The organism is uncultured Abiotrophia sp. (genome assembly GCF_938010525.1).
GTDB lineage: Bacteria > Bacillota > Bacilli > Lactobacillales > Aerococcaceae > Abiotrophia.
On sequence record NZ_CALLVK010000021.1, the window covers coordinates 189,374 to 215,943 of the forward strand.

Annotated in this window: 25 protein-coding genes; 2 read left to right on the top strand and 23 right to left on the bottom strand. The window is 44.9% G+C overall.

Annotation, left to right across the window (positions count from 1 at the left end; translation table 11 throughout):
* Window positions 1–6 precede the first annotated feature (6 nt).
* From Q0339_RS05510 to Q0339_RS05535, 6 genes are all read right to left on the bottom strand, one after another.
* Window positions 7–873, bottom strand: coding sequence for a DNA adenine methylase (locus Q0339_RS05510; protein ID WP_298077819.1), 867 nt, complete (start codon window positions 871–873; stop codon window positions 7–9).
* Between the two features lie 55 nt (window positions 874–928).
* On the bottom strand, window positions 929–2,572 hold the full coding sequence (locus tag Q0339_RS05515; RefSeq protein WP_298077820.1) for an AAA family ATPase: 1,644 nt from the start codon (window positions 2,570–2,572) through the stop codon (window positions 929–931).
* A 364-nt stretch (window positions 2,573–2,936) separates the two neighbouring features.
* Complete coding sequence (locus Q0339_RS05520; protein WP_070756299.1) at window positions 2,937–3,605, bottom strand: DsbA family protein; 669 nt, start codon at window positions 3,603–3,605, stop codon at window positions 2,937–2,939.
* Between the two features lie 354 nt (window positions 3,606–3,959).
* On the bottom strand, window positions 3,960–4,556 hold the full coding sequence (locus tag Q0339_RS05525) for a CYTH domain-containing protein (protein ID WP_298077821.1): 597 nt from the start codon (window positions 4,554–4,556) through the stop codon (window positions 3,960–3,962).
* Between the two features lie 27 nt (window positions 4,557–4,583).
* Window positions 4,584–5,495, bottom strand: a complete 912-nt coding sequence (locus Q0339_RS05530; protein WP_298077822.1) for a magnesium transporter CorA family protein — start codon at window positions 5,493–5,495, stop codon at window positions 4,584–4,586.
* Between the two features lie 15 nt (window positions 5,496–5,510).
* On the bottom strand, window positions 5,511–6,419 hold the full coding sequence (locus tag Q0339_RS05535) for a magnesium transporter CorA family protein (protein ID WP_298077823.1): 909 nt from the start codon (window positions 6,417–6,419) through the stop codon (window positions 5,511–5,513).
* Between the two features lie 190 nt (window positions 6,420–6,609).
* Here Q0339_RS05535 and Q0339_RS05540 point away from each other — a divergent pair, with 190 nt between their 5' ends.
* Both Q0339_RS05540 and galT read left to right on the top strand, forming a co-directional pair.
* On the top strand, window positions 6,610–7,785 hold the full coding sequence (locus Q0339_RS05540; protein ID WP_298077824.1) for a galactokinase: 1,176 nt from the start codon (window positions 6,610–6,612) through the stop codon (window positions 7,783–7,785).
* 57 nt (window positions 7,786–7,842) lie between these two features.
* The gene (gene galT, locus Q0339_RS05545) at window positions 7,843–9,342 is read left to right on the top strand and encodes a UDP-glucose--hexose-1-phosphate uridylyltransferase (protein WP_298077929.1); all 1,500 of its coding nucleotides are present in this window, start codon (window positions 7,843–7,845) and stop codon (window positions 9,340–9,342) included.
* Between the two features lie 98 nt (window positions 9,343–9,440).
* On the opposite strand, the gene Q0339_RS05550 is transcribed toward galT, so the two are convergent.
* From Q0339_RS05550 to Q0339_RS05630, 17 genes are all read right to left on the bottom strand, one after another.
* Window positions 9,441–10,634: a pyridoxal phosphate-dependent aminotransferase gene (locus Q0339_RS05550; protein ID WP_298077825.1), complete on the bottom strand. Its 1,194-nt coding sequence runs from the start codon at window positions 10,632–10,634 to the stop codon at window positions 9,441–9,443.
* A 22-nt stretch (window positions 10,635–10,656) separates the two neighbouring features.
* Window positions 10,657–11,694, bottom strand: coding sequence for a glycosyltransferase family 2 protein (locus Q0339_RS05555; RefSeq protein WP_298077826.1), 1,038 nt, complete (start codon window positions 11,692–11,694; stop codon window positions 10,657–10,659).
* 4 nt (window positions 11,695–11,698) lie between these two features.
* Window positions 11,699–12,928, bottom strand: coding sequence for a DegT/DnrJ/EryC1/StrS aminotransferase family protein (locus tag Q0339_RS05560; RefSeq protein WP_298077827.1), 1,230 nt, complete (start codon window positions 12,926–12,928; stop codon window positions 11,699–11,701).
* Window positions 12,929–12,941: 13 nt separating this feature from the next.
* Window positions 12,942–13,634: a sugar transferase gene (locus Q0339_RS05565; RefSeq protein ID WP_070756291.1), complete on the bottom strand. Its 693-nt coding sequence runs from the start codon at window positions 13,632–13,634 to the stop codon at window positions 12,942–12,944.
* 157 nt (window positions 13,635–13,791) lie between these two features.
* Window positions 13,792–15,603 (bottom strand): oligoendopeptidase F, encoded by a 1,812-nt coding sequence (pepF, locus tag Q0339_RS05570; RefSeq protein WP_298077828.1) that lies wholly within the window; start codon window positions 15,601–15,603, stop codon window positions 13,792–13,794.
* Between the two features lie 142 nt (window positions 15,604–15,745).
* Window positions 15,746–16,852 carry a competence protein CoiA family protein gene (locus Q0339_RS05575; RefSeq protein WP_298077829.1) on the bottom strand — a complete coding sequence of 369 codons (1,107 nt, stop codon included), beginning with the start codon at window positions 16,850–16,852 and terminating at the stop codon, window positions 15,746–15,748.
* A 179-nt stretch (window positions 16,853–17,031) separates the two neighbouring features.
* On the bottom strand, window positions 17,032–18,507 hold the full coding sequence (gene xylB / locus Q0339_RS05580) for a xylulokinase (protein WP_298077830.1): 1,476 nt from the start codon (window positions 18,505–18,507) through the stop codon (window positions 17,032–17,034).
* A gap of 17 nt (window positions 18,508–18,524) precedes the next feature.
* Entirely contained in the window at window positions 18,525–19,046 is a 522-nt protein-coding gene (locus tag Q0339_RS05585; protein ID WP_298077832.1) for a D-lyxose/D-mannose family sugar isomerase, read from the bottom strand.
* Between the two features lie 22 nt (window positions 19,047–19,068).
* Entirely contained in the window at window positions 19,069–20,160 is a 1,092-nt protein-coding gene (locus Q0339_RS05590) for a PTS fructose transporter subunit IIC (protein WP_298077833.1), read from the bottom strand.
* A gap of 26 nt (window positions 20,161–20,186) precedes the next feature.
* Window positions 20,187–20,498, bottom strand: coding sequence for a fructose PTS transporter subunit IIB (locus Q0339_RS05595; protein ID WP_291430188.1), 312 nt, complete (start codon window positions 20,496–20,498; stop codon window positions 20,187–20,189).
* A 17-nt stretch (window positions 20,499–20,515) separates the two neighbouring features.
* The gene (locus Q0339_RS05600) at window positions 20,516–21,388 is read right to left on the bottom strand and encodes a ketose-bisphosphate aldolase (RefSeq protein WP_298077835.1); all 873 of its coding nucleotides are present in this window, start codon (window positions 21,386–21,388) and stop codon (window positions 20,516–20,518) included.
* A gap of 17 nt (window positions 21,389–21,405) precedes the next feature.
* Window positions 21,406–21,882, bottom strand: a complete 477-nt coding sequence (locus Q0339_RS05605; protein ID WP_298077836.1) for a PTS sugar transporter subunit IIA — start codon at window positions 21,880–21,882, stop codon at window positions 21,406–21,408.
* The gene (locus Q0339_RS05610) at window positions 21,883–23,352 is read right to left on the bottom strand and encodes a PRD domain-containing protein (RefSeq protein WP_298077838.1); all 1,470 of its coding nucleotides are present in this window, start codon (window positions 23,350–23,352) and stop codon (window positions 21,883–21,885) included. It lies immediately after the preceding gene.
* Between the two features lie 251 nt (window positions 23,353–23,603).
* Window positions 23,604–24,404, bottom strand: a complete 801-nt coding sequence (rhaD, locus tag Q0339_RS05615) for a rhamnulose-1-phosphate aldolase (RefSeq protein WP_298077839.1) — start codon at window positions 24,402–24,404, stop codon at window positions 23,604–23,606.
* 3 nt (window positions 24,405–24,407) lie between these two features.
* Complete coding sequence (locus Q0339_RS05620; RefSeq protein WP_070756280.1) at window positions 24,408–25,760, bottom strand: PTS transporter subunit IIC; 1,353 nt, start codon at window positions 25,758–25,760, stop codon at window positions 24,408–24,410.
* A 50-nt stretch (window positions 25,761–25,810) separates the two neighbouring features.
* Window positions 25,811–26,089 (bottom strand): PTS sugar transporter subunit IIB, encoded by a 279-nt coding sequence (locus Q0339_RS05625; RefSeq protein ID WP_023391235.1) that lies wholly within the window; start codon window positions 26,087–26,089, stop codon window positions 25,811–25,813.
* Between the two features lie 15 nt (window positions 26,090–26,104).
* On the bottom strand, window positions 26,105–26,566 hold the full coding sequence (locus Q0339_RS05630; RefSeq protein ID WP_298077841.1) for a PTS sugar transporter subunit IIA: 462 nt from the start codon (window positions 26,564–26,566) through the stop codon (window positions 26,105–26,107).
* Between the last annotated feature and the right edge of the window lie 4 nt (window positions 26,567–26,570).

The window sequence follows — 26,570 nt, forward strand, 5'->3', positions numbered from 1 at the left end:
CTATATTCATATAAATTGTATGGAAGGGTGATTCGTAACTTTAATGGCGGGGCTATGGAATAGATATTCTTTTTCTTTACGTACTCTATTTACCGAATATCTTATAGTGTACACGTAACTGGGTAAATCTTGATACAGAATTTTTATAGGCTCCTCGTAATCATAAGTCGCAATCCATTTATAGTTATTAAGCAATTCAATATGATTCCGTAGAACTTCATGGTTTTCATGAAGAAAGAAATTTTTGTATAAATTTTTACCTTGATTATAATATGGAGGATCAAAGAAAATAAAAAGATGGTCTGCAGATTTCGATAGCAACACCTCTTTAATTAGTGTGTTTGCTTCTAAATTATAAAGATGTATTCGATTTCTAAATTTACTAATGCGCTTAATCTTTTTAGTTAGAGTATCTTTATTAAATCTACAGTCTAACGTATACTTACTTAATTGCTCTTTACCTCCAATCGGTCCCCCTGTTATTATGCCGGATCTATTAGTTCTATTTAAGAACAGTGTAGCAAAGGCAAGTTTAAAATCATACGCGTTACCATCAATTAATTGATGGTATATAGCTTTTTGCTTTTTCCACATGGAAATATCCACACAAGTATCCTGAATATAATCAATCAATCTGTGAGATTCATATAGTATAGCATACCATAAACTATATATACCTAAATCTAAATCATTAATGATTACCTCTTCGACTACACCTGAGAATAATAACTCTAGTCCCGCTCCAAATCCACCAGAATACGGTTCACAGTATATAACATGTTCCATTTCATTTTCGTTAATTAAATGCGAAACAAAACCTGCTAGCTGGGTTTTACCCCCTGGATACCTTAATGGCGTTTTCGTATGAGGCATAAACTCCCCTCCCATTCACAATCCCTAATAGAATAACAGAATTTGCCAATTTTCGCTACCTTTTTGATAAATCCCATCTTTCGGGTTGGATTCCGTAGAATTCAGCTGTTTTATGGAAAACTATGCGTAAATTTTCAATAAAGCTATCTATATCCTTTGTATTACAGTTAATCCAGTCTTCGAGGACCGATTTCCACAATATAGAATGATTATTAAACATTTTTTTATTAAACTCTCTCTGTTTTCCTTTATTGCTTTTTCTTTCTTGCTGCCTAGTTTTCAATCTCGACGCGTTCTCATCAATCTCATTACGTAATTTTGCTAATTGCTTTCCATTATATCCATCATGATCTAAAATTGTATAATTATCACTCCAAAAACCATCAGATAGGCTATTGCTATGATTAAATGCTAGTTCTTCCGGAGACAATTTCCCAGGCAAACATATTAGATGCCTATTAAGATCGTTTTTTGATTGATCCCCATCTAATATATAGATTGAACGAAAAGTGAATTTTAGTAAAACGTCATCATTAGACAGTGTTTTAATAGTCTCTGCGGAAAACGTTGCATTTACCAAGTAAAAGAACTTCTTAACATCTAATTGTGTTTTTCTCTCCATATATTCAAAGATTAATTCTAAAAATAATCGAGCTTCTGCATCTTCTGTAAAAATGGGTATCTTGTTAGCAAAGCCTCTATCTCGGCCAACAATCTCATTAAGTTGTGTCTCAATTTTATAGTAGTCAGGATCCTGCATTAGCCTTACTTTGTTGCTATCATCAATTAGATATATGAGTTTTATTTTATCATCCTTTATGTTTTCTCTTTTTAATAACGTTAAGCTATGTGTCGTAAACATAACCTGAATTCCATAGTCTTTACTATATTCCTTTATCTTTTTTAATAACTTAATCTGAAAAGCAGGATGCAAAGAAGCATCAAATTCATCTATAAGTAATATGCTACTGATCCCTTCTTTTTTATCAGTATGCTCTTTAAAATAATATTGTAAAGATACTAATGCCAACAAAATAATTAGAAGATTATCTTCTCCAGCGGAAATAGTATTAGAATCTATTCCGGGGGATGTGGAATCAAACTCTTGCCTAGTCTTAATCCCACCCATATTTTGAGGGCGAGAAAACTCAATCTGAAAATTTGTAAACTCATAATATAAATCACTTAACACCTTAAGCATTTCGTCCGGTAATTGTCCTGTTATTTTTTTTAAAGATTCATCTAAAAGAAACTCTCCATATGGGAAAAGTCTGAAGAGTCCAAGATAGATTACGGGTAGTTCTGGGAGCTTTTCTCCACTTTTATTACCGTACTTTGGCTTTATTGCAAAACGCATATTCTTATCTGAATTATGCCGTCGAAAGCCTAGCTTCTTATTCTCCGAATAGTACGCAGTATATAATGTCCCTGTCACACCTTTAGCTGGATCTTTGTATGTTTTTTTATCTCCTCGAGTTAAAGACTCTATCTTAGGATTAGTTAGTTTATTTAGTTGGCTAATCAATTTCATAATGGGATTACGTTTCGCAATAGGCGCCTTGTATGAGTTACTTACCAAATGCAAGATTGAACTTTTACATGTCCCATTCGTACCCGCAATAATATTTACATTTTCAGAAAAGTCAATGTCTATATTCTTTAACTTTCGGTATTTTTCTATTTGTAGTTTTTTCACCATTCAAACCCCTCCTATATTTGCAGTGGATATGATATTCATTACCTACTGAGAGTTCCATAAAAGACTCGAATAAAAACTCATTGTCCACATTCAATGATTAACTATATAACCTTACCCTAGTATATACCAAGAAGAATATTGTCACAATAGATCCCTCTGCGTCATTTTTAGTGGATCTATTATCTTTTTTAGCTTTCTTATATTATCTTAATATATATACCTAACTTACTTGAATTAGTGCATATAGAGCCCTATATATCCGCCATCGATTAAAAAGTTAAATAATTCAATTATTATGATATATTTTCATGACTTTCTTTGCTGTATAAAAAAAGGCTAGAACCAAGTTCTAGCCTCTCTCTTATTATTTTTTTGTTGCGACCAGCTTCAACCGAGTAGGTCGAGGGCAGCAGGTTTTATCCATTAATAAGTCCACTTGTTCCAGAATGTGTTGGCACTCCATCGGTCCTTGTAAGAGGATGCCGGAGTCTCCGGAACACTGTTCAAAAATAATGAGTGACGGTGTATCTTGTACTTTCATCTCGAGCGCAATCTTTTGATCACGATAGTAGAGTTCCTTGACGTATTGAGAACGTCGGTCGCTCTCGAAGAGAGCCAAGTCCAAGCCAATATCACAGGCTAAGTTGGCCAAAAAGTCATCCGTCAGCCGTTCTAAATCAGAATTAATGCGGCTTTGCATTTCGTAGAGGTATTGACGGCCACGGCGCTTGCCTTGCAGACCCGCTGCCCGGTAAGCCAAGGTGGCAGAATAAATCTTCTGGAAGATCTCGTTGCGATGACGCAAATCCTGAGGTTCATAACCTAGCTGCATCATGTAACGGGCAATGAGGGGCTGACTGGTAAAGCAGAGAATATGCACATCCGTCTTGGCCGGCATTTGCTTAATCGCACGGCTGAGTTCGCGTTCTACTCTGCGGCAATCTTGCCCTAGGGGGTTAACAAAGAGATACAACTCAAATAATCTGGCCTGACCATGGCCTGATACTTGATAGGCCACTTGTTCTTGTGGCATGCGACATTCCCTCCTCTCCGACTGGATTTCTTAAATTTATCTTAACACAAAGAATAGACAAGTTCTAATGAAATGCCTTATAGCCCGGCTAAAAGACATTGAGACTGAATCTTGCTCTGCTGGGATCAAGCGGACTGTTCTCCTTTATTTCTCAGTTAGCTAGTGGTCCACTCTTTAAATCGACCACTAGCCCTCGGCTTTTTCATCGTTTTGGGCTATTTCCGACGTTTTCCATGCAGCCAGTGGTCCACTCTTTAAAGTGGACCACTGGCTCTCGGCTTTCTCGGCATTTTGGGCCCTTTTCGTCCTTTTCCCATGCTGCTAGTGGTCCACTCCAAAGAGTGGACCACTGGCTCATTTATTCTTCTCTAATTTGGCGTAATAGGCGCTAACTCTGGCAATTTTCTTATCAGCTGCTAGGAGCGGAAAATCGTAGGTGTGGCTTAATTTGGCTATATAGTCTTGAGCCAAGGACAGGTCTTGAGATTCTAACTCTAGCTCATAATCGACCTGATCACCATAAAGAGTCTGATCTAGCACCAACTCACCCCAGCCTAAGTCTAGGGTCCAGCGATGAGTCTGAAAACCATAGCGCATAACTAAGTCCTTGGGCTCTAGGCCTACTTGGGCTAAGGCGGCTAAGAGGCCCTTATCCTCAATCCAAGCGCCTGCCAGGCTAGTAGGCACCGAATCAAGACGCCCCACATTAGTCTGTGTAATCTCCAGAGCCTGGAACTGATCCAAAGCCTGCTTGAAGGTCCACTCACTCACTTGGTCATATTGCCGTAGGCGCAAGGCAGCCCGGGCATCCTTAAGGGCGCTCTGCTTACTATCGTAATAGTGGTTAACCTGTTGGCGCGGAGCCACCCCATCTAGCCCCAAACCCGCCTTAAGTCGAGCAAAGCTCTCAGCCTCCAAGGCAATTTTTACTTCTTGTTCAATCAAGGCCATACGGCGCCTACCCCCCTTTCTTAATCGCTATTGTTTCTTATCCATGAGATAGTTGAGGATTCTTAGGCCAATCACCCAGCCAATTGCCGAGATTAACAAGATATAGACCCAGCCCATGGCATCTTGCTCAAAAGGCAAAGGCATATTCATCCCGAAGAAGGAGGTGATAATATCTGGAATCGTCAGGAGAATGGACACAATGGTTAAGAGTTTCATGGTGTCATTCAGGTTGTTGTTCAGGACGTTGTTATAGGTGCCCGACAATTGATGCAAAATAGTCGAGGTCAACTGGGTCATTTCCACCAATTGCTTGGCTTCAATCAAGGAGTCTTCCAACTCCTCGCGCGCTGCCTCATCTAGCAGGCGAGACATGAACTGGGTCCGCAGTTGTTCCAACAACACCACATTCTGCTTGGTGGCGGAGACAAAGTAAACAACCCCAGTAGCCAAGTCCGACAGGGCGAAGAGGTTCTGCTTGGTGGTCTTCTGTCTGAGAACCTGGTTAAGCTGGTCGCGCTCCTGATTGATTTTCTCAACCAAAGGGAAATACTGTTCAGACACGGTATAGAGTGAAGCGAATAGGAAGGTAAAGACCGAAACCCCAGGGTTGGCATCTAGATAACGGCTGAATTCTGGGATTAGGTAAGCATTGGCCTCATTGCTGATCGTAATGAGTCGGTTGGGCTGGACAATAAAGGTCATTGGCACCGTCTCATAGTGGTAATCCTGTTTAATGGGATTAGGGACATTATAGATGATAATAAAGGTATTGCGTTCACGGTCATATTCGGTCCGAGCCCGTTCATTACGGTCCAGGGCGTATTCGACAATCTCTTCATCTAAGCCATATTGACTGAGGAGGTCCGGCCGGGAGGCAATGGTGTCCACGTCAATATTGAGCCAGCTATCTGTCTCGTTGATTGGTCGCATGCTAATCATGGGGAGCCTCCTTTCTTATTTTCGGGCCAAGAGATTTTTGAGGACGCCATTAATCACTAAGCATCCAGCAATACTAATAATCAAGGTAATCAACCAGCCCAGAGGATGATTGGCAAAGGGAATCGGCACGTTCATACCGAAGAAGCCGGTCACAAAGGTCGGTACCATGAGGATAATCTCTAGCTTGGTCAGAATTCGAAAAATATCGTTCAAGTTATTATTTAAGACATTGTTATAGGTGTCTGACAGTTGTTGTAGGGTTTGGCCGGTCAACTGGGTCATTTCCACTAACTGGCGCGCTTCAATCAGGGTATCTTCCAATTGCTCCCGCTCCACTTCTGTTAGCGAGCGGAAAACCAATAAGGTCCGTAATTGCTCCAAGAGGACGGTATTCTGCTTGCTGGCAGTGATGAAATAGACCATGCCGGTCTCCATATCCGATAAGGCCAGGAGATTCTCCCTCGTGGTCTTGTCACGCAAGAGCCGGGTCAACTGATCTCGTTCACGGTTGATTTCTTCAACCAAAGGGAAGTACTCATCCGTCACCCGATAGAGGGCTTCGAATAGAAAGCCGAAGAGGCTTTGCTCTGGCTCTAACTCTAGATTGCGATGCATACGTTGTAAAATATAGGCATTTTCCTCGTTACTGATTGTAATCAGGCGATGCTTTTGAACGATGAAGGTCATCGGTACGGTCTCATAGTGCCGGGTCTGCTTAATGCGATTGGGCACATTGAAAATCAGGACGAAGGTATGGCTCTGGCGATCATAATCCACCCGAGCCCGCTCATTACGGTCGGCCGCATATTCGATTATCTCATCGTCCAAGTCGAACTCCTCGATCCACTCGGGATGTTTTTCTAGGGCATCCGCTTCAATATTAATCCAGACATCCTGGGCGTTCAGGGGGACACTGCGAATCATGGCGCCACCCTCCTTTCCTATTTTTCTCACCTCCTTATTATACCGAAATTGGACTTAAAAAGTAAACGTAAAGGGTCCTTACCCAAAAAGGATAAAAATTCTGTTAGAAATAACATTGAACACCCTTACATTTAGTCGTATAATAGAACTATATTACTCAATTATCTAGCTAGTACTAGGAGGAACTTGTATGGAATTATCTGCTTTACACACTCGATTTCAAGAAGTTTTTGAATCTGAACCCGGCCGGGCCTTCTTCGCGCCTGGGCGAATTAACCTGATTGGTGAACACACAGACTATAATGGTGGACGGGTCTTCCCTTGTGCCATCACCCAAGGGACCTACGGTATTGCCCGTCGACGTCAAGATAGCTTAGTTCGTTGCTATTCTCTCAACTTCGAAGAAGCTGGCCTCATCAGCTTTGATCTATCACAAGAGCTAGTCAATCGACCAGAAGATAGCTGGACTAACTTTGTCAAAGGCGAAGTCAAATTCTTGCGCCAAGCCGGCCACACCATCGACCAAGGCTTCGACCTCTTGGTATATGGCAATATCCCTAACGGGGCAGGTCTCTCAAGTTCTGCTTCCTTGGAATTATTGGTAGGTATTACGTTGGAATCCCTCTTCGACTTGACCTTAACCCGTCTAGATTTAGTCAAGATTGGCCAACAAGTCGAGAACCACTTCATTGGCGTTAATTCTGGTATCATGGATCAATTCGCCATCGGCATGGGGGCCAAAGACATGGCCATCTATCTGGATACTAATAGCCTAGATTATGAACTAGTCCCTGCGGCTTTCGGCGAACACCTAGTACTGATTATGAATACCAACAAACGCCGCGAGTTAGCAGATTCAAAATATAATGAACGTCGTAGCCAGTGCGAGGAAGCCCTGCGCCGTCTGCAAGCAGGTGGCATGCAAATCCAAAGTCTGGGCCAATTGAGCCCTGATGGCTTTGAAACTAGCCGTCATCTGATTAATGACGAAGTCTTAGAGCGCCGGGCTAAACACGCGGTCTACGAGAATCAACGGACGGTCCAAGCCAAAGAAGCCTTGACTGCTGGTGATTTGGAGACTTTCGGCCAACTCCTTAATGCTTCTCATCTGAGCTTACAGGAAGACTATGAAGTGACCGGTCGTGAGCTCGATACCCTAGTTCACACGGCGTGGCAACAAGAAGGCGTCCTAGGCGCTCGCATGACGGGTGCCGGCATGGGCGGATGTGCCATTGCCTTAGTAGCTAAAGATGCCGTTGAGGCTGTTCAAGCAGCCATTGGCCAAGCCTATGAGGCAAGTATTGGCTACCCTGCTAGCTTCTATATTGCCCAAGTTGGCGCTGGCGCCCACGCTCTAGCTGACTAAATCATGATGAATGCTTGTCAAAAAACCAGGCAAGCAGAGAGGACGAACGCTGTGACTATTCCAATTGACCAAACCATCCACCATTTTGTCAGCCGCGCCATCCAAGATGGCTGGCTAGACCCCTTAGATTACGATTACACCGTCAACCAGCTTTTAGCACGTCTAGCTTTAGACGGACTAGATCCTTGTGACCAAGCCCTAGATTCTGGGCTGACTCTCTTGGATTATCTAGACCAGTTAGAAGCCTATGCCCTGGAACAAGGCTTAATTGCAGACTCTGCCTTCGGCCGCGAAGCCTTTGAGGCGGCTATTATGGATTTGTTGACGCCTCTACCTTCTGTGCTCAACCAACGTTTCTGGGCTCTTTACCAAGAAGCGCCTGAACGGGCGACCGATTATTTCTATGCCTTGTCGCGGGCCAATGACTATATTAAGACCCGCCACATTGCCAAGAATATTGCCTTTAGCGCGGCCAGCGACTACGGCAACTTACAGATTACCATCAACCTTTCCAAACCTGAGAAGGATCCCAAGGATATTGCCGCGGCTAAATTAGCTAAGCCAAGCCACTATCCTAAGTGCCTGCTCTGTATGCAGAACGAAGGCTACCGTGGACGCACCAATCATCCCGCTCGCCAGAACCACCGCCTGATTCGTCTATCGCTAGGTGGCGGAAACTATGGCATGCAGTACTCGCCTTATGTCTACTATAACGAGCACAGCATCTTCCTCAACCAGGAGCATGTGCCCATGAAGGTCGACCGTGCTTGCTTTGAGCATCTGCTGGACATTATCGAGGTACTACCACATTATTTCGCCGGTTCCAATGCCGACTTACCAATTGTGGGCGGTTCAATTCTCTCCCACGACCACTATCAGGGCGGGCGTCACACCTTCCCTATGGATCAGGCTCCGGCCTATGACACTGCCAATCTCACTGCCTTTCCAGATTTAAGCGTTGAGTTAGTCAAATGGCCCTTATCTGTTATTCGCCTACGTAGCCAGGATAAAGCCCCACTGGTGGATGCAGCGACGGCGCTCCTCGACTTCTGGCGTGGTTACAGTGATGAATCCTGTGACATCCTGGCCTTTAGTGGAGAAACCCCGCATAATACTATTACGCCAATCGCTAGACGTCGAGATGGCGCCTACGAGTTGGACTTGGTGCTGCGCAACAACCGGACCAGCGAGACCTATCCGGATGGCCTCTTCCATCCACATCCTGACGTGCAACACATCAAGAAAGAAAATATCGGCCTGATTGAAGTCATGGGCTTGGCAATCTTGCCACCTCGCCTAGTGGGCGAGCTAGCCACCATCAAGGACTTCTTACTAGGCCAAGCCTCCTTGGATCAAGTAGCTGACTATCATCAAAGCTGGGCTCAAGACTTGGCTGCTAGCCATCCTGATGTAATCCCTGACCAAGTCGATCGTCTACTCCAAGCAGCTGTGGGCGCTAAATTCGCCCGCGTCCTTGAAGACGCTGGAGTCTACAAACAAACCTCAGAAGGTCGCGCCGGACTTCGTCGCTTTCTAGATGCCTTTAACCAGGCTTAAAGCAATGATTATCCCAAGTGGCTCAATGTCACTTGGGATTTACTTTATGCAAAAAGACTCCTCCTTGTCGATACAAGGAGGAGTTTTAAATAATTTGCTTATTTCTTGAGGCCTAACTCAGCCGCTAGAGCCTGCCAAGCCTTGAGCGAACGCTCAACTACTTCCATCTTGACACAGTAGGACAGACGGACATAACCTTCACAGCCGAAACCAGAACCTGGCACGACCAGGATTTGGTGTTTGTCCGCTACATAGTTAGCAAATTCAACAGAACTTTCAAAATTAGCTGGCACCTTCATGAAGAAGTAGAAAGCCCCCTCTGGCAAGTTGGTCTCGAAACCAAGGGCCGTTAGTTCCTTATAGAGCAGGTCACGTTTAGCTTGGTAGTCCGCTACATCAGGCAAGACATCCAGGAACTCTGCTACGACCTTTTGAGCCAAAGCAGGCGCATTGTTGAAACCCAAGGTCCGGTTACAGAAGATCAGGGCATCCATTAAAGTTTCCACTTCTGGCACATCTGCCCCAACCGCGATGTAACCAATCCGTTCACCCGCCAAGCCTAGGGACTTGGAGAAGGAGTTAACCACAATAGCATGTTCATAAATATCGAGAACATTCGGCACTTGGTGGCCATCGTAGGTAATGGTCGCATAAGGTTCATCTGACACTAAGAAAATTGGTTGACCAAATTCTGCTGACTTTTCACGTAATACCCCAGCTACTGCCTCTAAATCTTGACGTGAATAGATGCGACCGGTTGGGTTGTTAGGAGAGTTCAACAAGAGAATCCGAGTATCAGGTTGAATGGCCTGGCGCAAGCCTTCGATATTTGGTAAGAAGTCAGTTGATTCGGTTTCTACTGTATCCAAATGAGCGCCCACGTTTTGAGCATAGAAACCATACTCAACGAAGTAAGGTGCGAAGGTCACGATGCGCTCGCCTGGGTTCAAGATAGCCTTGAACAAGACGTTAAGAGCACCTGCTGCCCCGGTCGTCATGACAATATGGCTAGCAGGGATTGGCTTTTCAGAGCGTGCGCTATAATAAGCAGCCACCTTCTCGCGTACATCTGGGAAACCAGCGTTTGGCATATAGCGGTGTACACCAGGTTGGTCGACCAATTCCTTCATGCGTTCACGCAAGTCTACTGGTGGTTCAGCAAAGGGATTCCCGATGGAGAAGTCATAGACATTCTCTGGACCATATTGCTTGGCCAACTCCAGGCCTTTTTCGAACATCTTACGGATAAAACTTGCATTAGCACAGTTCTTTACGATTTGTTTTGAATACATAGATATCTTCCTTTCATAAGGGCTAGACGGATTTCTTTGTCTCTTCTTGGTCTTGCTCAGCAGCAAAGTATTCTTGTCGCCAACGTAAACCGTTGAAGAGCCCTACAATGGTTCCTACCCCATAGGCTAGATGGACTGCTAACAAGAGGAAGGGCATGGCCAAATAGTGTGGTAGGAAGCCTTCCTTACGGATCGTGAGACCTGTTACGGTAGCCATAGCGCCAAAGTAGGCCAGGGCCAAGAGTCCTAAGAACCAGCCTGTTACAGGCAACATAAGGATAGAGAAAATCACCGCTAAGGTGAAGACAAATGGTACAAAATGATAGAGCGATAGGCAAGATGGCCGAACATGACTGGTCATGCCAATCCAGTAACCATTGCTATATTTTTGCTTAACCATCTTTTGGAAGTTAGGTCTCATATATTGATAGGAGACAATTCTAGGATCGTACTTAATCTGATAACCAGCCTTAAGCAGACGGTCATGGATTTCATTGTCCTCTGTTCGGCCTAGACGCTCATCTAGTTCCCCAACATGGTCGAAGACAGACTTCTTATACATGCCATGGAAAATCGATTTGACATAGCGAGGGCTATCAGCCTTACGGTAAGAGGCAATGCTACTACCTAGCATGGCTTCTTCCACCTGATGCAGGGTCTTGCTCCATGGATCATCTGATTCAATGATGGTCGGACGCTTACCGCCACAGATGAATTCTCCCTGAGAAATAACCGCCACGTTCTGTTCCACAAAATCTTCAGGAATGGTCGCATGGGCATCTACCTTAAGGACACATTCCCCGCGTGCCACCTTAATGCCTTCATTCAAGCCGGCCGCCAGTGATTTGCGTAGGTTGTTATGGACTTGGATATCGTAGAATTCATCGCGGAACTGAGCTTGAAAATCTAGCATCAGATCTCGGGTTTTATCGGTCGACATGGAATTCATGAGGATAATTTCAATTTGATCGTGGGGATAGGTCTGATTGAGGAAATCTGAGAAGAGGCCTGGCAAATAGGACTCTTCGTTCATTGCTGTCGTGATAATTGATACTAACATAGGACTAGGCTCCTTTCTCAAGGACTTGGGTCACAACCTCACGGAAACTTTCAATAATGTAGGCTAGCTCTTCATCCGTCAAACGGGTGTGTAAAGGTAGGGTAATTTCATTTTCATAATAAGCATAGGCATTTGGGTAGTCCGCCATCTTAAAGCCCATATTAGCATAGGCGGTGAGCAGTGGCAGTGGTTTGTAGTGGACATTGGTTGCAATGCCCCGCTCCGCCATCAAGTTGATGATGCGGTTACGGTCTTCCAGACTAGCCCCTTCAATATGGGTAATGTAGAGGTGGCGAGAAGATTCATAATCCGCGCCTTGATGAGGCAAAGGCTTAATGGCTGTGCCAGCGAAACCTTGATCATATTGTGCCACTAATTCTTGACGACGAGCCAAGAGACCTGGATAACGTTGTAATTGTACCAAGCCGATGCTGGCCATGATATCGGTCATGTTACATTTGAAACCTGGGATGACAATATCATATTCCCATGCCCCTAGCTGGGTCTTAGCCAAGGCATCCTTGGTTTGCCCATGTAGGGAGAAGACTTGGAAGAGACGATAGAGTTCGTCATCATCAAGGCCTGGACGAGCCTTCCAGGTCACGCTTCCGCCTTCTGCAGTCGTAAAGTTCTTAACAGCATGGAAGGAGAAGGAAGTGAAGTCCGCCCAAGTCCCTGCTGGTTGACCCTTATAAGTTGCCCCTAGGGCGTGAGCAGAGTCCGAAATAACAATCACTCGATCAAAAAGCGCTTGAATCGCATGATCAGGATTAGCTTGGTAGAGATCCTTCTTGGCTTCTAGGGCTGACATGAGTTTGTCATAGTCACAAGGAATCCCAGCGATTTCAACCGGGATTACCGCCTTGGTCTTAGCCGTTAGGCTAGCTGCCAATAAGTCATAATCCATTTCAAAGCCAGTCGACTGCAAGTCAACTAAGACAGGCGTCGCTCCTACGTGTTCAATCACCGCACAAGAAGCCGTATAGGTCAAGGCTGGCACAATGACTTCATCGCCAGGCCCAATGCCTAAGACGCGTAAGATTAATTCTAATGCTGCAGTAGCTGAATTTAAGCAGACTGTCCGTGGCGTCTGAGTGTAGTTGGAAAGCTCTACTTCTAATTTTTTAGTCTTAGGGCCGGTGGTAATCCAACCGGATTTGAGGGTATCCACTACCTCATCAATTTCTTCCTGGCCTAAGTCAGGTGGTGAGTAGGGAATATTCCATTTTTTCATAGCAAACGCTCCTTTATTTGAAGACCTTCAAGACAGTTCGAACCATGAGTTTCAAATCGCCTAGAAAGCTATAATTCTTGAGATAGGATAAGTTATAGTGCATCTTCTCTGGTAGGACCTTGGTGATGTAGATATCATCCACTTCCATCCCCTCCAAGATGAACTTAGCAATCAATTCTTCCTCGTCCTTGAAGAGGATGCTGGCCGTAGAGGTTACCCCTGCTGGCAAGAGCAAGGTAGCCTTCATCTCAGGCGTATAAGCAGCCACGTACTTGGCTACTTCAGGTCGCGTACCAACCAGACTCATATCCCCTGTTAAGATGTTCAACAATTGAGGTAGTTCATCTAAGCGATAACGGCGAATGACATGTCCAACACGGGTAATACGGTCATCATTTTTGAGGGTCACTAAAGACCCCATCTTATCCGCATCCACCTTCATGGTCCGGAACTTGAAAATCCGGAAGATTCTGCCGTAGGTTGTCACCCGCTCCTGGCGATAGAAGACAGGCCCTGGTGAGTCCAGCTTAATCCAAATAGCGAAGAAGAGTAAAATTGGTGAGAGTAAGAGTAGCAAGATAGCACTCACCAAGATATCGAAGGCCCGTTTCAAGAATAGTTGCCCGCGTTTAGCGGCCAAGGCCTCGTAATATGGGCGCACCTGCTCGGTCTGCAGTTCCGCCGGTAATGATTCAAATTTTTTCATTCAATCCCTCATATTCTCAGAAAGTCGCATACTTAAATTTTATCACGGATAGCGCCAGATTTCTAGCAGTTGTGGTGGGAAAATAAAAGTAGTGCTCAGTTCTAAACCCCATAGCTAAGAAAAAACTGGAGAAGGCTCGCTTCCCCAGTTTATTGGATTATTTAGTTTCTGCCAAGAGGGCTTCAAACTCGTTCAAACGTGCTTCGAATACTTTGAGGGTTGCCTCAATATAATCACGTTGCGTCATATCCAAACCAGCCTTCTTCATGGTATCGATTGGATAGAGGCTGCAACCTGACTTAAGGAAGCCCTTGTAGGCTTCAAGTAAGTCACTGTCACCAGCGGCAATCTTGTCTGCGAAGAAGGTGGCCGCAGAGAAGCCAGTCGCATATTGGAAGACATAATAGTTGTAGTAGAAGTGTGGAATCCGCGACCACTCTAGCCCGATTTCAGAGTCAGAGTTAACGCTTGGTCCGTAGTACTTAGCATTCAATTTACGGTAGTTCTCCGTCAAGAATTCGTGAGTTAATGGTGTCCCGTCTGCATCTGCTTGGTGCATGAAGTGCTCGAATTCCGCAAATTGGGTTTGACGGAAGACCGTCCCCTTAACCCCATCTAAGAAGTGGTTGAGGACATAGAGGCGGATTTGCGGATCTTGATATTTCTTCAAGAGGTAGTCCGTCAAGAGATTTTCATTAGTAGTTGAGGCAATCTCAGCCAAGAAAATTGAATAATCACTGTAAACATAAGGTTGGTTAGTGCGAGATAGGTAAGAATGCGCACTGTGACCCAACTCATGAACTAAGGTGAAGAGCCAATTAATATTGTCTTGCCAGTTGAGTAAGACATAAGGCTTGCTGTCATACATCCCACCTGAGTATGCGCCTGAGCGTTTGCCCTTGTTCTCATACCAGTCAATCCAACGTTCGTCGAAGGCCTTAGCCATGATTTCCAAATAATCTGGTCCCATCGGCGCCAGAGCTTCCATAACGATATCCCGCGCTTCCGCTTGGCTGAACTTGATTGGAGCATCCCCAAGAAGTGGCGTATAAAGGTCATACATTTCTAGCGAATCTAGACCTAAGAGATCCTTACGTAAGGCGGTATAACGATGGAGTAAGCCCAAGTGATCGCCCACTGTCTCTAGCAAGGTGTCATAAACGGATTCCGGCACATTATTGCGGAAAAGAGCGGCTGCCCGCGCTGATGGATAGTGACGGACTTTGGCCTTGTAGTTATCGGTCTTAATGTTAGTGGATAAGACATTGGCCAGGGTATTCTTGAACTGGTTGTAGACAGTGTAGTATTGTTGGAAAGTATCGCGGCGAACACGGCGGTCAGTGCTTTCCAAGAGACGACCATAGGTCCCGTGTGTTAATTGTACCGCTTGCCCTTCCGGCCCTTCAATGGTTGGGAAGACAAAGTCAGCATTGTCCAACAAGGAGAAAGTAGAATAAGAGCTACTGAAAATCTCACCTAATTGCGCTAAGAGCGTCTCCTCAGAAGCCGACAAGGTGTGGGCACGCCCACGGGTAATATCATCCAAGTACTGACGGTAGAAATCCAATTCAGGTGTTTCTTGGAAGTAAGCTTCCAGCGTTTCGGATGGCAAGCTCAAAAGTTCAGGGTCGAAGAAGGCAATGGCTTCTGCCAACTTACTGTATAGTTGCATAGCTCGAGCATTGAGAACTTGAGAGGCACTATTGGTTGAATCTTGATCATAGGTCAAGTGGGCATAAGCGTAGAGACGCTCAACCACTAAGCAAGCCGCTTGAATAGCCTCAATAACAGTCACTAAGTGGGCGCCACCTTGATCCAGGGTGCCCTTGTAGGATGTTAAGTCCGCTACCATGGCCTCTGCCTTGTCATATTCAGCCTGCCATTGGTCGGCATCGGCATAGAGCGAAGTCAGGTCCCAGGTAAAGGCTTCAGGTTGTTGTTCACGCGTGCGTAATGTTTCTTCTGACATAAGGTCACCTCATCTTAAAGTTAGTAAATAGTTAGACATAATAAATTCTAGCACAATTCACTTGTAAATTGAATTGAAAGCCCTTGAAGAGGAGGAAGAAGTGCCCTTTTAGTCACATGGATCATGTTTGACATGCCAATCCTTAGCTAACAACGCGATAAAGCCCCCTATCTCGATCAAAGGCTAGGTGGCCTTGCCACTGCCACAGCCGAAGGAATGATTGGCAAATTTCAGGCAGCAGTCTAGCTCGCCCCTCCTCGCCTAACAAAGGCGTTGGAACAAGATGAACTTTGCCAGACCGAACTAGCCTTTCATGGAAAAGCAACCAGTCATGTCTTGTAAAACCTTGATTAGATTCCCTAACTTCCTTCAAAAAAGTAGCCTGATAGGCCAACCAGACCCAGCCAGGCTCAGGGCTGACTAGGACTTGATAGCACCCTTGCAGGCACCAAGCCGGCAAGTCGCCTACCTGAATCCTCTCCTGATAGAGTTGACGCCAATAAGATTGGTGACCAGCCAGCAAATGGCTACGTACCTGGCTAACAGCTTGGCCTTCTCGACAGTGACAAGCCCTTGGCCACAGCCAAGCACTATAAGCCAGACAATCCGCCTGCCAGGCCTGCTGAGACAAAGACTTCAGTAAGAGGGTACGACTTTGGTAAGTATAGGACAAGCGAGAATAGACCAAGGGCAGATTAAAATCCTGAACTAGGCAGGCGCCCTCCACATCTAGGGCTAGCCAATAATAGCCCCAAGCAGGGGCATAATGCAGGCAAGTTTGTTTCCAACGGGTCTTAAACTTACCGCTTAGAACATCAGCTGATAGTAGCCAGACCACTGTCTGACCCAAGGCTTGGTAATCCGCCTGCCGACTAGCTAGAAGCTGAGCAGAAATAATCGATTGTTGGTACTCCACCACCCACTGACGTTGGGGCAGGTAGAGGTCCGCAAATTGCCCCGAAGAAGGCAAATAATACTCCAAATTAACACGCTCGCCTTGGGCTTGGAAGGTCTGACCTAAAAGGCGCTTGGCCGCTTGATGCCGCTCCGACTCCATGACCTGGCGTTTACTTAATTTAGTTTGCCCACAGACCCCTTCCACATGAACAAAATGGGGTCTAACCCGTCTCCCTGACCGCAATTTAAGCGGTTGATGGCAGCGTGGACAGAACCAGGGCCCCTCCCCCACTAATCCCGCCACCTGACTGGCATAGACCAACTTACCTGCTCCATTCAAAGCCGCATACATAAAGACCCCTCCCTCTATATATAGCCCAAAGAGCTGCCTCTCGCATTTTTTTGTGGCTTACAGTTTGGTTACAGAGCAGGGTTCTCTTAGAATAATCATAGAGCCAAGACCTTATCTTCCCTAAGATCTTGGCTCCATTCATTTGCTATGGCTCGGCTATTTATGGTCAGACCAAAAAACTAATCTGTCAGGTTGCGCGTACGAGAATAAATCTGTCCGTATACCTCGTATAATTCTTGATAATGTTGGACTTTATCCTCTTCAGGATTAAACTGCTGATTCAGTCTTAGGAACTGTTCCTGGCAGGCCTGAAAACTCTCGAACCATCCCATCGCCATCGCAGCTAGCATGGCAGCTCCTAAGCCAGGACCTTGTTCAGGCTGAATCGTGACAATAGGTTTAGCGAAGATATTAGCTTGGAGCTGGCACCAATAGCCAGATTGACTTCCACCTCCAATAGATCGAAGTAAAGTCGGGGTGACCTTAGTTTCTTCTTCTACTAGTTGAATCAGATCTCGTAAGGAGAAAGTAACCCCCTCTACGACGCTACGCGCTAAATCAAGCGGGCCGTGACTAATATCGAGATGCATAAAACTTCCTCGCACCATGCTGTCAGGATAAGGACAGCGTTCACCTTGTAAGTAAGGAGTGAACCATAATGGAATAGCCTCCTTAGCGTCATGTTCTGCTATTGCTTCAAATAACTGCTCATAACTTAAGTCAGGCATAAACTGTGTCTTATACCACTTGAGACTATCTCCTGCTGCTAGCGTAACCCCCATTTGATAGTACTGGTCAGGCACAACATGTTGGAAAACATGAGTCCGTCCAGAAGTTTCATCAGGTAAGGCCCCTAGTTGCAGATAGACTCCCGAAGTCCCGATACTTACAAGGCCTTGTTCTGAAACTAATCCAGCCCCTAAAGCTCCGCAGGCATTATCTGCTCCACCGGCTACCAACTTAACAGGCTTTTTCAGCCCCCACTTTTGGGCAAGTTCCGGCCGAAGCCAACCAACAACCGACTTAGATTCGACCAAAGGCGGGCACCATTCCAATGAAATATCCAAACTCTGACACAATTCTTCCGACCATTTGCTTTGCTTCATGTCAAGTAACAAGGTGCCTGAGGCATCTGAATAATCCATTTGCATAGGAGCACCCAACCAATAGCGCAAATAGTCTTTTGGCAGGAGAAAATATTGTATCTGAGCCCAAATTTCAGGTAAGTTTCTTTTTACCCAAAGTAATTTAGGTAGTGTAAATCCAGGTAAGGCAACGTTTTTACTAATTTCGATTAGCCTTTTCCCTAAAGTATGTTCCAGAATTTGACACTCCTCGTGGGTCCTACCATCATTCCATAAGATAGCGGGATGCAAAACTTGGCCTTTCTGGTCTAGCATAACAAGTGAATGCATCTGCCCAGAGAAAGAGATGGCTTCTAAGCCACTCGCAATCTCAGGTAAAGACCTGATTAATTGCTCCATCACCTCATCCATAGCGCCTGTCCAGACAGCCGGATCTTGCTCAGAATAACCTAGCTGTGGGTGCTGCGTTTCATAGCCAACCTGCGCCTGGGCAACAAGCTGTCCTTGTTTATCCACGACTAAGCCTTTAAGGCTCGTTGTTCCTAAATCAATCCCTAGCACATACGCCATGAAACTTCACCTCCTTTTTATGGTTCCACACGTCGAATATTAGGATCCGTGAAAATATCGCTAGCATCATCGCTAGAAGAAGAAAATTCCGAGACAATCGCGCCTTCAGGTCCTGCCTTAAACCAGTGTTTTGTGTTAGGACTAATCACAAACTGCTGCCCTGGTTCCAAATGAATATGGTGGAAAACCGTATATACTGACTCTTTGCCTGAAGGAACCTGATCTCTTCCACCTGACTCAGGACCTTCAACGAATAAGTCTACTGAGCCCTTGCGGCAGCGAAAAGTTTCCTGCTTTCCTGGCTGACCATTTCTCTCAGGATGACGATGTTCAGGGCAAATTTGCCCTGGTAATAATACAAGTTCTTTAGCACAGTAGCGTTCGTTATTATCATAAATGATAAGACTTAATCCTTCTCGTTCAAAATCATTAAGCCCAAAATCTGCATACTCAATTGCTTCTAGCTCATCTGGGCGAAAAACCATTCCTGACTCACGATATAGTTGTTGAACGGCTAACTTCACTTCAGGTGATATCATACAGTACCCCTCCTTTCGCAATCTAACTAATTTTCAAATCATCCCATGATAGCTCGTCTTCTTCCACTTCTTGGATTACAACTTCTGCTTCTGGATCCACTTGTGGACGTAAAATTAAAATTGTGATGGCGGTTGCCAAGGAACCTAATAGCAAGGCTCCAATAAAGGCCCATGGACGAGTCATAGTAAAGACGGCAAACATACCAGAGGCTGGGATATGGCTATCTGCTCCCCAGAGCATGCTGAGCGCACCACCAACAGCTCCGCCGACACCTGTCGCAATGACATTCTTAAAGAGGTCATTCAAGACAATTGGGAAGCAACCCTCTGTAATTTGGCATACCCCCATAGGAAAGGCTGTTTTTAGGGTCTCAACTTCTTGTTTATTGAAGATATTCTTACCAAATACCTTGCCGATGAAGTAAGCCATGGTCAAGCCAAATGGTGTCACCATAGAAGCTAAAATTAAGACGGTGATAGGCTCATAGATTTGTTCAGAGAACAGCGTGAAGACAAAGGCGAAAACGACCTTGTTAATAGCGCCACCATAGTCAATTGAACTAAGAATCCCAATAATAGCGCCATAAAAGAGTAATTGAGACCGATCCAGTCCACCTAGGTAGCCAGTAATTTGAGAAGCTACCCAGTTAATTGGCGTGCCGATAATGTAATACATAATTAGCCCGGCAATGAAAGAACTAGTAAATGGAATCACTAAGGTTGGCATTAAACCTTGCATCCATTCCGGCACCTTAAGACTCCTTACAATCGTAACCACGGTATAACCTGCAAGGTAGCCCCCTACCAAGCCACCAAGGAATCCAGCCCCAATCCCTGAGGCTACCATCCCAACGATTAAGCCAGGAGCAATACCTGGTTTATCCGCAATAGAGTAGGCAATTGCTGTAGAAACAATCATTGGCAAGAGGCCTAAACCATAGCCCCCCATGGTCGTCATCGTATCTGCAAAACTAAAGCCTGCCTTGAAGTCCGTAATGGTCGTACCTCCCATCATATTCCCGATAGCCAATAAGAAACCTGAGGCTACAACAATAGGAAGAAAGAAGGAAATAGCGGTCATCAAGTGCTTTTTAATTTCAATCTTCTTGCTCATAAGACTCACTCCTTTTAGATTTGAGGTTATTGTTGAACGAGTTCTTGTAATTTCTCAACTAATTTTGTGGGTGACTTAACCGCCACACCTGTTGGAACTTCCACTACTTTCTTACCGTTAAAGCGTTCACGGCCACCAACCTTAATATCAGCTGCAATTAAAACGATGTCCGCTTCTGAAATTTCTTGGGCAGATAAATTATTCTGCGTACCTGCTAATCCCTGTGTTTCAATGGCTATCTCATGCCCTAAGGCTTGCGCGGCTTTCATGATTTTTTCCCTCGCAATATAGGTATGAGCAATTCCAGCTGTACAAGCTGCAATCCCAACAATTTTCATACGAAACCCTCCTCACCTTATTGATAGTAGAGCTGTGCTTTATTTGCTGAATTAAAGAGACGGATCTTATCTTCTGCCACTTTCTTAGTTTCTAGCATACATGGTGGAAATAGCACATTTGGCTCACGCATTTCGCTATCCCCACTATTAAGTTGCTCCCGCAATCTATTGGCAAATACAATCTTGATATCGCTCGAAATATTAATCTTATTAATCCCCATCTTCACCGCCTTAGCAATTTCTTCATCTGGATTACTTGATCCCCCATGCAAAACAAGTGGAATAGATACCTTCTTGGTGATTTCTTCTAGAATATCGTGCCGTAAATGAGGCTTAATATTTTTCGGATAAATACCATGCGCAGTGCCAATGGCAACTGCCAAACTGTCAGTGCCCGTCCGTTCTACAAAATCTTGCGCCACATCAGGATCTGTATAAATAACTTCTGTCACCCCTCCTTCAATGCTATTCCCTGTGTCACCTATAGTCCCAAGCTCTGCCTCTACAGATACGCCCACAGGATGAGCGGCTGCCACCACTTTTTGCGTGATTGCCACATTCTCCTCATAAGGGAGATGAGAAGCATCAATCATAACGGAGGTAAAGCCTAGTTGAATGGCGTGAATTACTTGTTCATAGGATGCCCCATGATCTAAATGAATGCAGACCGGTAGTTTTGTATGGTTAGCATAATACTTGACTTGATCGACAAATGAGTCTGTTAGGAATGAGAGTTCATCTGGGTGGATGGCAATCATAACAGGTGACTGCAATTCTTCGCAGGCTTGCATGACAGCTTCTAATAATTGACCGGAGCCCGCATTAAAGGCCGGAACAGCAAAACCATGTTGATTTGCTACACTTAGAATTTTTTTACCACTGATTAACATATATTTTCCTCCTTAGTTTATTGGATATTAGCTTGATGGCTAACAATTAACTGATAGAGTTCATCTACTGACTTGGCTTCTTGAACCGCTTGAATAAAGCTATCATCCGCAAGTAGAATCGCTACTTGTTGTAACAAAAGAATATGTGTCGTATTGGCATCTACATCCCTCACTGCAAAGAGAAAAACCACTGACACCTTTCCCTCATCAAGTGTTTCCCACTCAATAGGATGCGCTAATTTGGCAATGGCAACTGTTGTTTGTTTCACTCCTTTCGACTTGCCATGAGGAATTGCAACTCCCCCTCCAATACCTGTAATACCCTCACTTTCTCTAAGGTAAACATCCTCAATGAAGGTATCAACATCTTTTAGATAGCCTTTGGTTTCCAAAAGCCTTCCAAGTTCTTCTAACACCTCCTGTTTGTTTCTAGCCGTAGAATTGACGACCATAATATCTTTATCAATTAGCTGATCTAGGCTAAGTGTCGTCATCTATATTCCTCCTTCCAAGATACTGCGAATTAATTGGATATCTTTTTCTATCAAGACAGGACTAATGATTATGACAGGCTGGGTTATAAATCCCGGCACTGTTCGTACCGTAGAAATCACCACATCCACCTGGTCTAGTATTTCGGCCTGCCGTTCTAATTGCCGTGTTCCCATAGTAGCCACCACTTCCAAAGTGGGAAAGAGATGCTTAAGGCGAATCTTGAGCAGTTCTGAGGTTCCAATGCCTGTAGAACAAATAAGTAGCACACGGTTTATATCTGGATGCTTCAGTTTAAATTTCTCAAAATATAGGGTTAAGTAGCCCATTTCAGCTTCATTAATAAGGGGATTACCCGGTATGTCACGGCTCAACCGTTCTGTGATTTGCTTGATACGTTCGAAAGTTGCCTGGAACTCTACCTTGACCTCTTCCAACATGCTGTTGCCTACTTTGATCCCCGTTTTGAGTCGATGAATCATGGGTAGTATATGATAATAGAGGTCGTTATAAAGACTAGAGTAGAATTTGTTTTCTCTATTAAACTGCTCAAGAGAAAAGAAATTCAAAATATAATACTCTGTCATGAGTGCTGCTAGGCTTTGGTCAAACTGGCTAGTGGAACGTTCCTTTAAGTTAATGGCATAGATGTTTTGGAAGAGAAAATAAACTTCTAATTCATGTAACTCTTGATGCAGAAACTGCTCCATATGACCAATAATTTGGTGGGACAAATTCACTAAAGCTTGGTTATCTTGCATTAATCCTTCCTCTTCTGTTGTTAAGGGGGATTGACTTTTTAGAAAACTGACATTCCCTTCTCTATATCGCTTCATCACCATATAGAGATGCGAGTATAAATTCACATCATAAGGATAAGAAATAGCTTGTCCTAATTCGGTCTCGATATAAGTCAGTTGACTCATAATAAAATGATGATCAAAAGAACTTACTTCGTGCTCAGCATTATTCATATAGGCGCTTTTATTTTGCTGTATAAATAAGGTGTTGATGGCTATTCTAACCTGTTGTTCACTACCTTCAACTCTTACTTTTTGTCCTTCTACAACCAGTTTAAGCTGAAAGGCCGCTAGCGTATCCTCCATTTTTCGGCAATGGCGTTCAACTGTACTTTTACTCATGTAATCAATTGACATGATACTAGTCAAATCTAGACGGTAAGGATACTTAAAGAGTAGGCGCAATAATCGATTGGTCTCATCACTGTCGCCCTCGAAAAGTTGCGTCCAATCTTTATCGAGGTAATAACTGCTGAGTTTGTAGCCCTTGCCTGTCTCTGCTAGAATAATTGGTTCTTGATATTGGCTAATCGCCACCTCATTTATTTTTTTAACCATTCGATAAACGGTCTTAGATGATACAGACATATGCTTGGATAAATCAGATGCGGACACGTAGTCATCGAAATTCAAAGCCTTCAAGACCGACTCTTCTTTCAAACTGAATGTCATACTTGTCACCTCTTATCTTTATTATAGTTAAGATACTGCATTTTTTACGTCAATCACTGTCTTTAGGACGAGCCACTCTGCTAGTATTGGGACTGGAAGGTGGCCTTATCTATAGACAACCTTTGAAATTTATTAACCAAAATGTCCTTAGTCTCCTCTCTTTTCCTAGTAGTCTTCAACTTTTCTCTATGTAAAAAGCCCCCGACAGCTATAAGGCTGCCGGGGGCTGGTGCCCGCCACCTACTAGTGGGCTATTTTTCTAGTAGTTCCCAACGTGGGGTTACTTTGAAGAAGTCAGCTAGGGCATGTAATTGGCTATCGCTAATGCCATCTTGATGTGGCAAGTGAGCGATGCTGAGGTAGACCTTGGCTGCCTTGTTGACGGTCTCAATGAGGCCAAAGCAGTCCGCAATGCTTGAGCCAGTGGCTAAGATGCCATGATAAGCCCAGACGACGATGCGACTGTTCTTGAGCTTGGCTGCTGTCGCCTGACCAATGGCTTCGGTCCCGCAGACCATCCAAGGCACGACCCCGATACCATCCGGGAAGACAATCAAGCACTCGGTAATCATACGCCAGAGGGTCTGAGTGAAGGCTTGGTCTGTCTGATCCAGGATAAAGCTGAGGGCAGATACTTCTGTCGCATGGTTGTGGAGGACAATTCGATGATGAGGATCCACCGCCAGTCGGGTGCTATGGCTGAGTAGGTGCATATAAATCTCTGATGTTGGTTTATTGTCCCCTTCGAAGCCCCAGACAATGGCGTAACCATTGGGCTCTACTCGAATCACACCCAAAGTCTCCGTCAGGGAATCCCGTACCCGGCGAAATTCTGAGCCTGACGCTGTAATCAGGACATGACGACCTACCATATTCTCCGGCACATGTTCCAAGGGAACAAAACGTGGGGATGCCACTTGATCAACTTGTGTGAGTTGCTTTTCAGTCAGAATAGCGGAGATATTGCCCCCATTCTTCTCATCCCAACCCATAGACCACATAACGTGTGTAATATCAGCAAATTCCGCAACGATGGTGCTGTTTTGGAACATCTTCTATTCACCTGCCTCTTCCATTTTTTTGTTGTAGGCCATACGTGCACGGTAGAGCACATAGAAGAGGCCAGCCCATAAGACGAAGAGTAGGATGCTGACAATATTGCCAGACAAACCAGTAGATAAGAGATAACGGAAATCAGGACCTTCAAAGGTTGACCAAGACAAGAGCTTGCCAGCTTCTACTACCGCAGCCCCTGTTTCATTAGCCAAACGGGTAATATAAGTAGCGAAGAAAGTTGCCCCATAGAGGAAGAGCGGTGCAGACACCACCCCATGGAAGATCATCCGCGCCAAGTTCCCGTTGGTTAGGAGCAAGGCCCCTACAACGAAGGACAAGTTGATAATCCCCGCAAATGGTAAGACGATGTTACCAGGTAAGATAACAGACATAATCAAGAGCACTGGGATGGTAATAATCACGGCTACCCATAGCTCGTTACGCCCTGCCAAGATAGGCCAGTCCAAACCGATGAAGACTTCACGGTCGCTAAATTTAGTCCGCATAAACTCAGAGATGGCTTCAGATACAGGCGATAGGGCTTGAGAGAAGAGCTTAGAAATCATCGGGAAGAGGGTCATAGCGGTCGCCGCTTGGACGGCTAACTTGAGGGAACCGGATAAGCCATAACCAGCTGCCAAGCCCAAGACGAAACCAATGATGGCCCCCATAACGGAGTTTTCGCCAAAAATCCCGATTTTTTCCTTAAGAGCATCGGCATCCATTGGCTTGTTGAAGAAAGGAATCTTCTTCAGCAACTCATCAATTGGATAGAGAATAACGGAGATTAAGACAATAAAGTGCGGCACGGTTACCCCTGGAATCCCGGTCAAACGTTCCACTTCAGGTCCGTACATATCGCCCGCCTTGAGCTCGAAAATAATTTGAATCGTGGCTGCGACAAAGCCCATGATGACATTGCCGGTAATATAAGAAACCATAACGGCGGTAAAGATTTTACCCCAGACATTCCACATGTCCACGTTGACGGTCTTGGTTTGTTTGAGCATCAGCATGACAATGTTGACCCCAATGGTCAGTGGGAACATGAGAAAGGCATATGGCCAAGCCCAAGAGATGGCCGCCATACCAGGCCAGCCCCCGTCTACGGCTGGCAAGGAGAAGCCTGTTCTCGTAGCCATAGAGGCAGCTGCATCCCCCATAGAGGTCATCATGTAACCAATCAATAGCCCCATCCCAGAGAAGGCTACCCCTAAGGTCAGCGCTGAGTGGAAAGCCTCGGAGAATTTCATCTTCATAAGAAGACCGATAATCAACATTAAGAGGGGAACAAAAACGGCTGCTCCCAAATCATTTAAGACATAATTAACAACTGTTTGTAAGATATCCATGTGTCATTCCTCCTTGATTCACACGGTCGTCGTTGCTAGGAAGCTAGGTCCTAGGCCTTTAAGAAATCAATTATCTTTTGTAATTCAGCATCTTGCCCCATACCTGTCAGGAAGGCAATGCCGTTAAAGGTTGGGATGTCGATTTGATCCTTAGTTTTAACGATGGAGACATAGGCATCCGCATCTTTGACATGATGTTTGAGTGATTTAATATCCACTGCTTCGACTTGAGCAGGTACGCCCTTGCCTTTGAGCAACTTATCTAACTTGGACGCTACTGTTTGAGAGGTCGCAACCCCAGAACCACAGGCAACAATAATCTTTTTCATAATCAATCATCCTTTCTAATGGCTTAATAAGTCTACAATTGCTTCTGGCGACTGGGCAGCTTCTAGTTTGGCTACCAAGTCCCCCTGGCTTAAAAGTGCCATGAGCTCTGCTAGGAGATCCACCTGAGCCTTGGCTTCTTTTATGCCCAAAATCATGATATAACGCGGATAAATTATCAAATCATCGGTCCCCATCTGGATAAAAGGCATTACCGGCTCTACCAGACGGTAAAAGGCGATAAAGGGACGTTTGACATGTTCAACATAGGTATGGGGAATAGCCACTGTCACATGTTCCAAGGCCAATCCTGTCGGGAACTCTGCCTCGCGCTCCGCCAAAGCCTGACCGAAGCTATCGGCCACATAGCCCAAGTCTTGCAACTTGGCAGCCTGGTGGGCGAAGAAGAGGGCTTGGTCTGTCTCCTCACACGCCAAATCAATCAATTCCGACTGAATTAAACTTGCTACAACCCCCATTCGG

Coding starts and splice junctions, on each gene's coding strand:
- Q0339_RS05550 (WP_298077825.1), bottom strand. CDS start 10,634: ATGTATTCAAAACAAATCGTAAAGAACTGTGCTAATGCAAGTTTTATC.
- Q0339_RS05540 (WP_298077824.1), top strand. CDS start 6,610: ATGGAATTATCTGCTTTACACACTCGATTTCAAGAAGTTTTTGAATCT.
- Q0339_RS05525 (WP_298077821.1), bottom strand. CDS start 4,556: ATGGCCTTGATTGAACAAGAAGTAAAAATTGCCTTGGAGGCTGAGAGC.
- Q0339_RS05520 (WP_070756299.1), bottom strand. CDS start 3,605: ATGCCACAAGAACAAGTGGCCTATCAAGTATCAGGCCATGGTCAGGCC.
- Q0339_RS05605 (WP_298077836.1), bottom strand. CDS start 21,882: ATGACGACACTTAGCCTAGATCAGCTAATTGATAAAGATATTATGGTC.
- Q0339_RS05620 (WP_070756280.1), bottom strand. CDS start 25,760: ATGGATATCTTACAAACAGTTGTTAATTATGTCTTAAATGATTTGGGA.
- Q0339_RS05600 (WP_298077835.1), bottom strand. CDS start 21,388: ATGTTAATCAGTGGTAAAAAAATTCTAAGTGTAGCAAATCAACATGGT.
- Q0339_RS05510 (WP_298077819.1), bottom strand. CDS start 873: ATGCCTCATACGAAAACGCCATTAAGGTATCCAGGGGGTAAAACCCAG.
- Q0339_RS05585 (WP_298077832.1), bottom strand. CDS start 19,046: ATGATATCACCTGAAGTGAAGTTAGCCGTTCAACAACTATATCGTGAG.
- Q0339_RS05610 (WP_298077838.1), bottom strand. CDS start 23,352: ATGACATTCAGTTTGAAAGAAGAGTCGGTCTTGAAGGCTTTGAATTTC.
- Q0339_RS05515 (WP_298077820.1), bottom strand. CDS start 2,572: ATGGTGAAAAAACTACAAATAGAAAAATACCGAAAGTTAAAGAATATA.
- Q0339_RS05595 (WP_291430188.1), bottom strand. CDS start 20,498: ATGAAAATTGTTGGGATTGCAGCTTGTACAGCTGGAATTGCTCATACC.
- Q0339_RS05535 (WP_298077823.1), bottom strand. CDS start 6,419: ATGATTCGCAGTGTCCCCCTGAACGCCCAGGATGTCTGGATTAATATT.
- rhaD (WP_298077839.1), bottom strand. CDS start 24,404: ATGTTCCAAAACAGCACCATCGTTGCGGAATTTGCTGATATTACACAC.
- Q0339_RS05625 (WP_023391235.1), bottom strand. CDS start 26,089: ATGAAAAAGATTATTGTTGCCTGTGGTTCTGGGGTTGCGACCTCTCAA.
- Q0339_RS05630 (WP_298077841.1), bottom strand. CDS start 26,566: ATGGGGGTTGTAGCAAGTTTAATTCAGTCGGAATTGATTGATTTGGCG.
- Q0339_RS05565 (WP_070756291.1), bottom strand. CDS start 13,634: ATGAAAAAATTTGAATCATTACCGGCGGAACTGCAGACCGAGCAGGTG.
- Q0339_RS05575 (WP_298077829.1), bottom strand. CDS start 16,852: ATGTATGCGGCTTTGAATGGAGCAGGTAAGTTGGTCTATGCCAGTCAG.
- Q0339_RS05530 (WP_298077822.1), bottom strand. CDS start 5,495: ATGATTAGCATGCGACCAATCAACGAGACAGATAGCTGGCTCAATATT.
- Q0339_RS05555 (WP_298077826.1), bottom strand. CDS start 11,694: ATGTTAGTATCAATTATCACGACAGCAATGAACGAAGAGTCCTATTTG.
- xylB (WP_298077830.1), bottom strand. CDS start 18,507: ATGGCGTATGTGCTAGGGATTGATTTAGGAACAACGAGCCTTAAAGGC.
- Q0339_RS05560 (WP_298077827.1), bottom strand. CDS start 12,928: ATGAAAAAATGGAATATTCCCTACTCACCACCTGACTTAGGCCAGGAA.
- pepF (WP_298077828.1), bottom strand. CDS start 15,603: ATGTCAGAAGAAACATTACGCACGCGTGAACAACAACCTGAAGCCTTT.
- Q0339_RS05590 (WP_298077833.1), bottom strand. CDS start 20,160: ATGAGCAAGAAGATTGAAATTAAAAAGCACTTGATGACCGCTATTTCC.